The sequence below is a fragment of the Coprococcus intestinihominis genome, assembly GCF_040096555.1.
Classification (GTDB): Bacteria; Bacillota; Clostridia; order Lachnospirales; family Lachnospiraceae; genus Coprococcus_A; species Coprococcus_A intestinihominis.
Window position 1 is genome coordinate 1 of sequence record NZ_JBBMEK010000222.1, and the last position, 5,607, is coordinate 5,607.

The 5,607-nt window shown below is 44.3% G+C and carries 6 protein-coding genes; 5 read left to right on the forward strand and 1 reads right to left on the reverse strand.

The genetic code is table 11. The features are described from left to right. Positions 1-228 precede the first annotated feature (228 nt). From prmA to thiI, 4 genes are all read left to right on the forward strand, one after another. A complete protein-coding gene (prmA, locus tag WMO25_RS14060) occupies positions 229-1,185 on the forward strand; it encodes a 50S ribosomal protein L11 methyltransferase (protein WP_117539015.1) in 957 nt (318 codons plus the stop codon). A 96-nt stretch (positions 1,186-1,281) separates the two neighbouring features. Next, positions 1,282-2,022 (forward strand): 16S rRNA (uracil(1498)-N(3))-methyltransferase, encoded by a 741-nt coding sequence (locus WMO25_RS14065; protein ID WP_227081953.1) that lies wholly within the window; start codon positions 1,282-1,284, stop codon positions 2,020-2,022. Positions 2,023-2,029: 7 nt separating this feature from the next. After that, entirely contained in the window at positions 2,030-3,250 is a 1,221-nt protein-coding gene (locus WMO25_RS14070) for a cysteine desulfurase family protein (RefSeq protein ID WP_253060002.1), read from the forward strand. Further along, a complete protein-coding gene (thiI, locus tag WMO25_RS14075; RefSeq protein WP_349085831.1) occupies positions 3,243-4,421 on the forward strand; it encodes a tRNA uracil 4-sulfurtransferase ThiI in 1,179 nt (392 codons plus the stop codon). Before WMO25_RS14070 ends, thiI begins: the two co-directional genes overlap by 8 nt. A gap of 134 nt (positions 4,422-4,555) precedes the next feature. Here the strand turns inward: thiI and WMO25_RS14080 are convergent, their stop codons facing one another. Next, a complete protein-coding gene (locus WMO25_RS14080) occupies positions 4,556-4,789 on the reverse strand; it encodes an HPr family phosphocarrier protein (protein WP_015514595.1) in 234 nt (77 codons plus the stop codon). 124 nt (positions 4,790-4,913) lie between these two features. Between WMO25_RS14080 and WMO25_RS14085 the strand changes: the two genes are divergently transcribed. Next, positions 4,914-5,607: radical SAM protein (locus WMO25_RS14085; protein ID WP_349085832.1), on the forward strand; the 694-nt coding region annotated here is incomplete at its 3' end.

The following is a 5,607-nucleotide window of genomic DNA, read 5'->3' on the forward strand; positions in this document are numbered from 1 at the left end:
ACTTCTTCGTAAGTTTGATGATGCTATGAAGGGCATATACAAGCCGGAGGAGAATGAAGGCAAGAAGAAAAAGTCTTTCAAGGAAAAAGTCGAAGAAAAGTTAAAAGAAACTTTTGAAGATTAGTGAAGAATCAAATAAACACAGGGCTTTTGAAATTCTGAAAAATAGAATTTCAAAATGCCCTTTTGTGCGTTAGAATAGAATTTGTGAAAAGGAGAATAACGGATATGAAATGGAATAAATATCGTATGAAGACCACAACGGAAGCAGTGGATCTGATCAGCTATACATTGGGCGAAATGGGAATTGAAGGAATTGAGATAGAAGACAAGATTCCGCTTTCTGATGAGGATAAGAAAAAGATGTTCATCGACATTCTGCCTGATCTGGGAGAGGATGATGGTGTTGCCTATGTATCATTTTATATAGAACCGGAAAAAGACCATGCAGAAACACTTCAGGAAGTAACGGAAGCGGTTAAGGAATTGGCGGATTTTGTTGATATCGGTGATGCAACCATTGAGAAATCTGAAACAGCAGATGTGGATTGGATGAATAACTGGAAGAAATTTTGGAAACCATTCAAAGTCGATGACAAGATTATTATCAAACCGACATGGGAGAAGTTGCCGGAAGACACAACGGAGGATACGCTTGTTGTAGAGTTGGATCCGGGTACAGCCTTTGGTACAGGCATGCATCATACAACCCGGCTTTGCATCACACAGATGAAGAAATATCTGAAAGAGGGTCAGAAGCTTTTTGATGTGGGATGCGGCAGCGGTATTTTATCCATCATTGGACTGATGCTTGGTGCCGGTGAAGCCATGGCAACAGATGTGGATCCAAATGCGGTTTCAGCAGCTATTGAAAATGCCAGAGTCAATCATATTAATATGAATCAATACGATGTAAAAGCCGGTGATATCATTACAGATGTGGATTTCAGACATGCCTGTGGGGATGAGAAATATGATCTTGTGTTGGCGAATATTCTTGCAGATGTTATTATTCCGCTTTCAGGTGTGATCAAAGATAATATGAAGCCGGGGGCATTATTTGTTTCATCCGGCATCATCAATACAAAAGAGGATGATGTAAGAGAAGCGCTGCTTGCCAATGGCTTTGAGATTCTTGAAGTGACACATTCCGGTGACTGGGTTGCCTTTACAGCCAGAAAATAAAATCGAACAGGCTTGAATAAGTTGTTCATTTCATGCTATAATGGCAAAAGCGCCATAAAGGTTACGTGAACAGTTTAAGATGGAGGGAGTGCAGGAATGCCAAGATTTTTTGTTGGAACAGATCAGATTAGTGATAAAGATATTGTGATTACAGGCACAGATGTCAATCATATCAGGAACGTACTCAGAATGACACCGGGTGAAGAAGTAACGGTCAGTGACGGACAGGGCATGGATTACTTTTGCCGGATTGCAGAGCTGACTAAGGAAGAAGTACGTCTGGATATTGTTGACAGCTGGCATTCTTTCGTTGAGTTGCCGGCGAAGATTTATCTGTTCCAGGGACTGCCGAAGGCTGACAAGATGGAACTGATCATTCAGAAGGCAGTGGAACTGGGAGTCTATGAGATAGTTCCTGTTGCAACGAAGCGGGCTGTTGTGAAGCTGGATCCGAAGAAGGAAGAGAAGAAACGTCTTCGCTGGCAGAGCATTGCAGAGAGTGCGGCGAAGCAGGCCGGAAGAGCATTGATACCGCAGATTGCGACATGTATTACTTTTGAGAAAGCACTTCGGATGTGCAACGGATTGGATGCAGCATTGATTCCTTACGAGAAAGCAGAGGGTATGCAGCATGCCCGTGATCAGGTACGTGCCCTCCATGGCAAACATTCAATCGGAATATTCATTGGACCTGAAGGCGGATTTGAAGAGAGTGAGATTGAGGCGGCCAGAGCGGCCGGTGCTATACCGATTACCCTTGGACACAGAATTCTGCGGACAGAAACGGCCGGACTGACAATGCTCTCCATTTTGATGTTTGAACTGGAAGAGGACTAAATTTTATATGGAAGTTTATATGGATAATGCTGCCACAACCAGAGCCTATCCTGAGGTTGTGCAGCTGATGAACAAGATCATGGAGGAAGATTACGGCAATCCTTCTTCATTGCATATGAAGGGCGTGGAGGCGGAACGGTATATCCGCCGCGCCAGAGAAATACTTGCAGGTATTTTGAAAGTTGAAGAGAAAGAACTGATTTTTACTTCGGGCGGCACAGAATCCAATAATCTGGCAATCATTGGCGGAGCATTGGCGAATCAGAGAGCAGGCAAGCATCTGATCACGACCCGGATAGAACACGCATCTGTGTATCAGCCGATGATGTTTCTGGAACAGATGGGCTTTGAAGTGACGTGGCTACCTGTGAATGCATATGGTCTGGTGGATCTTGATGCACTCAGAGAAGCCATCAGACCGGATACAATTCTGGTATCTATGATGTGTGTGAATAATGAGATCGGTACCATTGAACCGATTACAGACGCAGCAGCGATTGTCAAGGAATGTAATCCGAACACATTGTTTCATGTGGATGCGATTCAGGGATTCGGCAAAGTCGTCCTGCATCCGAAACGGATAGGAATTGATATGCTGTCTGTCAGCGGCCATAAGATTCATGGACCAAAAGGCACGGGATTTTTGTGGGTACGTGACAGAGTAAAAGTACAGCCGTTGATGCTTGGCGGCGGTCATCAGAAAGGCATGCGTTCAGGTACGGAGAATGTGCCCGGAGTAGCCGGAATGGCGAAAGCTGCAGAAATTGAATATACAGATTTTGAGAATAAACTGGAATATCTTTACGGTATACGCAGTTATTTTATAGAAGAGATAGAGAAACTGGAAGGAACGGTGGTGAACGGCGGAAGGAGCCGCGGCAGTCTGAACCGGCCGGCAGAAGATCAGCAGGATGCCTGTGCAGCACCGCATGTGGTCAGTGTCAGCTTTCAGGATATCCGGGCAGAAGTGCTGCTTCATGCTCTTGAGGAGACACATGTGTATGTGTCCAGCGGTTCGGCATGTTCATCAAATCATCCGGCCATCAGCGGCACATTAAAGGCAATCGGTGTTGAAAAACGATACCTGGATGCAACTGTACGCTTTAGTTTTTCATTCGATACAACAAAGGAAGAAATAGATGAATGCGTGGCACAGCTTAGCAGGCTGCTGCCGATGCTTAGACGTTATACGCCTGGCGGCAGGAAAAGAGGAGGCAAACGTGTATAAAGCTTTTTTGATTAAGTATGGTGAGATTGGCATCAAGGGCAAGAATCGTTATTTGTTTGAATATGCCCTGATGGATCAGATCAAATTCTCACTGCGTAAAGTAGACGGTCAGTTTGAAGTTACAAAGGAACAGGGCCGTGTGTATGTGGAAGCGCTGACAGAATATGATTATGACGAAGTGATCAAAGCACTTTCAAGAGTATTTGGCATTGTGGCCATATGTCCGGTTGTTCTGTGTGACAACAATGAATGGAGTAATCTATGCCAGGTAACCGGTGATTATATGGAAAGAACCTATCCGGATCAGCATTTATCTTTCAAGGTTTTTGCAAGAAGAGCCGATAAGAGTTATCCGAAGAAATCTATGGAGATCGGAGCGGATATGGGTGAATATCTGTTGGACAGATTTCCGGATATGACAGTGGATGTCCACAATCCGGATGTGGCACTGAATATTGAAGTGCGTGAGCGAACCTATATTTACTCAATTTCTATTCCGGGACCGGGCGGCATGCCGGTGGGAACGAACGGAAAGGCTACATTATTGTTATCAGGCGGTATTGATAGTCCTGTAGCCGGTTATATGATCGCAAAACGTGGTGTTAAGATTGATGCAGTTTATTTCCACGCACCGCCATATACAAGCGAACGTGCGAAGCAGAAAGTTATTGACCTTGCGAAAATTGTTGCCGCTTATGCCGGACCGATCAATCTGCATGTTATTAACTTTACAGATATTCAGCTGGCGATTTATGACAAATGCCCGCATGATGAGCTGACGATCATTATGCGTCGTTATATGATGAAAATCGCAGAGCATATTGCCTTGGAAGAAGGCTCTTTAGGATTGATCACCGGTGAGAGTATCGGTCAGGTGGCCAGTCAGACAATGCAGAGCCTGCGTGCAACCAATGCTGTTTGTACACTTCCGGTTTATCGTCCGGTGATTGGCTTTGATAAGAATGATATTGTTGAGATTTCAGAGAAGATTGGCGCTTTCGATACATCCATTCAGCCATTTGAAGACTGCTGTACAATATTTGTGGCAAAGCATCCGGTTACGAAGCCGAATGTCCGTGCAATCGAACGTTCAGAACATCATCTGGTGGATGTCATTGATGAATTGCTTAAGACGGCTATTGAGACGAGAGAGACGATTCTCTGCGAATAAAATTGCGAGAAAGGCCTGATACAGGCTGGTTCAGAGCTGTGCACGCATTCCTGTGAAGAATCCGGCCGATCCGGTCTTGTATCGGACAAAAAAGGACTGCTGATAATCAGCAGTCCGAAAAATCATGTGATAGCCTAGTCCACAACGTATGGCTGAAGAGCCTTGAGAATTTCATCTATTTCATCGCTCTCATGGATTGTGAGTTCGATTGGTTTGGAAAGGTCAAGGCTGAATATACCCATAATTGACTTGGCATCAATGACATAACGACCGGAGATCAGATCAAAATCTGTATTGAATCGGCTGATGTCATTGACAAATCCTTTTACTTTATCGATGGAATCGAGGCATACTCGAACTGTTTTCATGGCTGTTCCTCCTTTAGTTTTGGTTAATATTTTATTACAATATTATACTACATTCGGAATGGACAAAAGTCAATAGGCGAGTATTTTATAAATTGCAACAAAATGAAACAGATGGAGGAAGAATATGAAGAAAACAGTGGCATTCTGCACGCTGGGATGTAAGGTAAATCAATATGAAACAGATGCCATGCGGGGAAGCTTTGAGGCTGAAGGATATGAAGTGAAGGAGTTTTCACAGGAGGCATCCGTTTACGTGATCAATACCTGTACAGTAACAAATATGGCGGATCGTAAGTCCAGACAGATGATGCATCGGGCAAAGAAGAAGAACCCAGATGGCATCATTGTTGCTGTGGGCTGCTATGTGCAGGCGGCCAAAGAGCAGCTGGAAGAAGATACGCTGATTGATCTGGTCATTGGCAACAACATGAAGAGCCAGGTCGTACAGATTGTTGAACAGTATATTCAGGACAACAGACATACAGAGGACAGAGATGCTTATGTGGCGGATATTGCCCATAGCCATGAATATGAGACCATGCATATCGAAACGGTGTCTGAACATACCCGTGCCTATATCAAGATTCAGGATGGCTGCAATCAGTTCTGTTCATACTGCATTATTCCTTATGCCAGAGGGCGTGTGCGGAGCAGAAAGATGGAAGATATCCTGCAGGAGGTCAGAAATCTGACGGCAAACGGCTACAAGGAAATCGTTTTGACGGGTATCCATATCAGTTCCTATGGTCTTGACTTTGAACATACAGCGGATGAGCAGGAAGATTATGGACCTTTTAAGAACAGTGCATTGATCGATT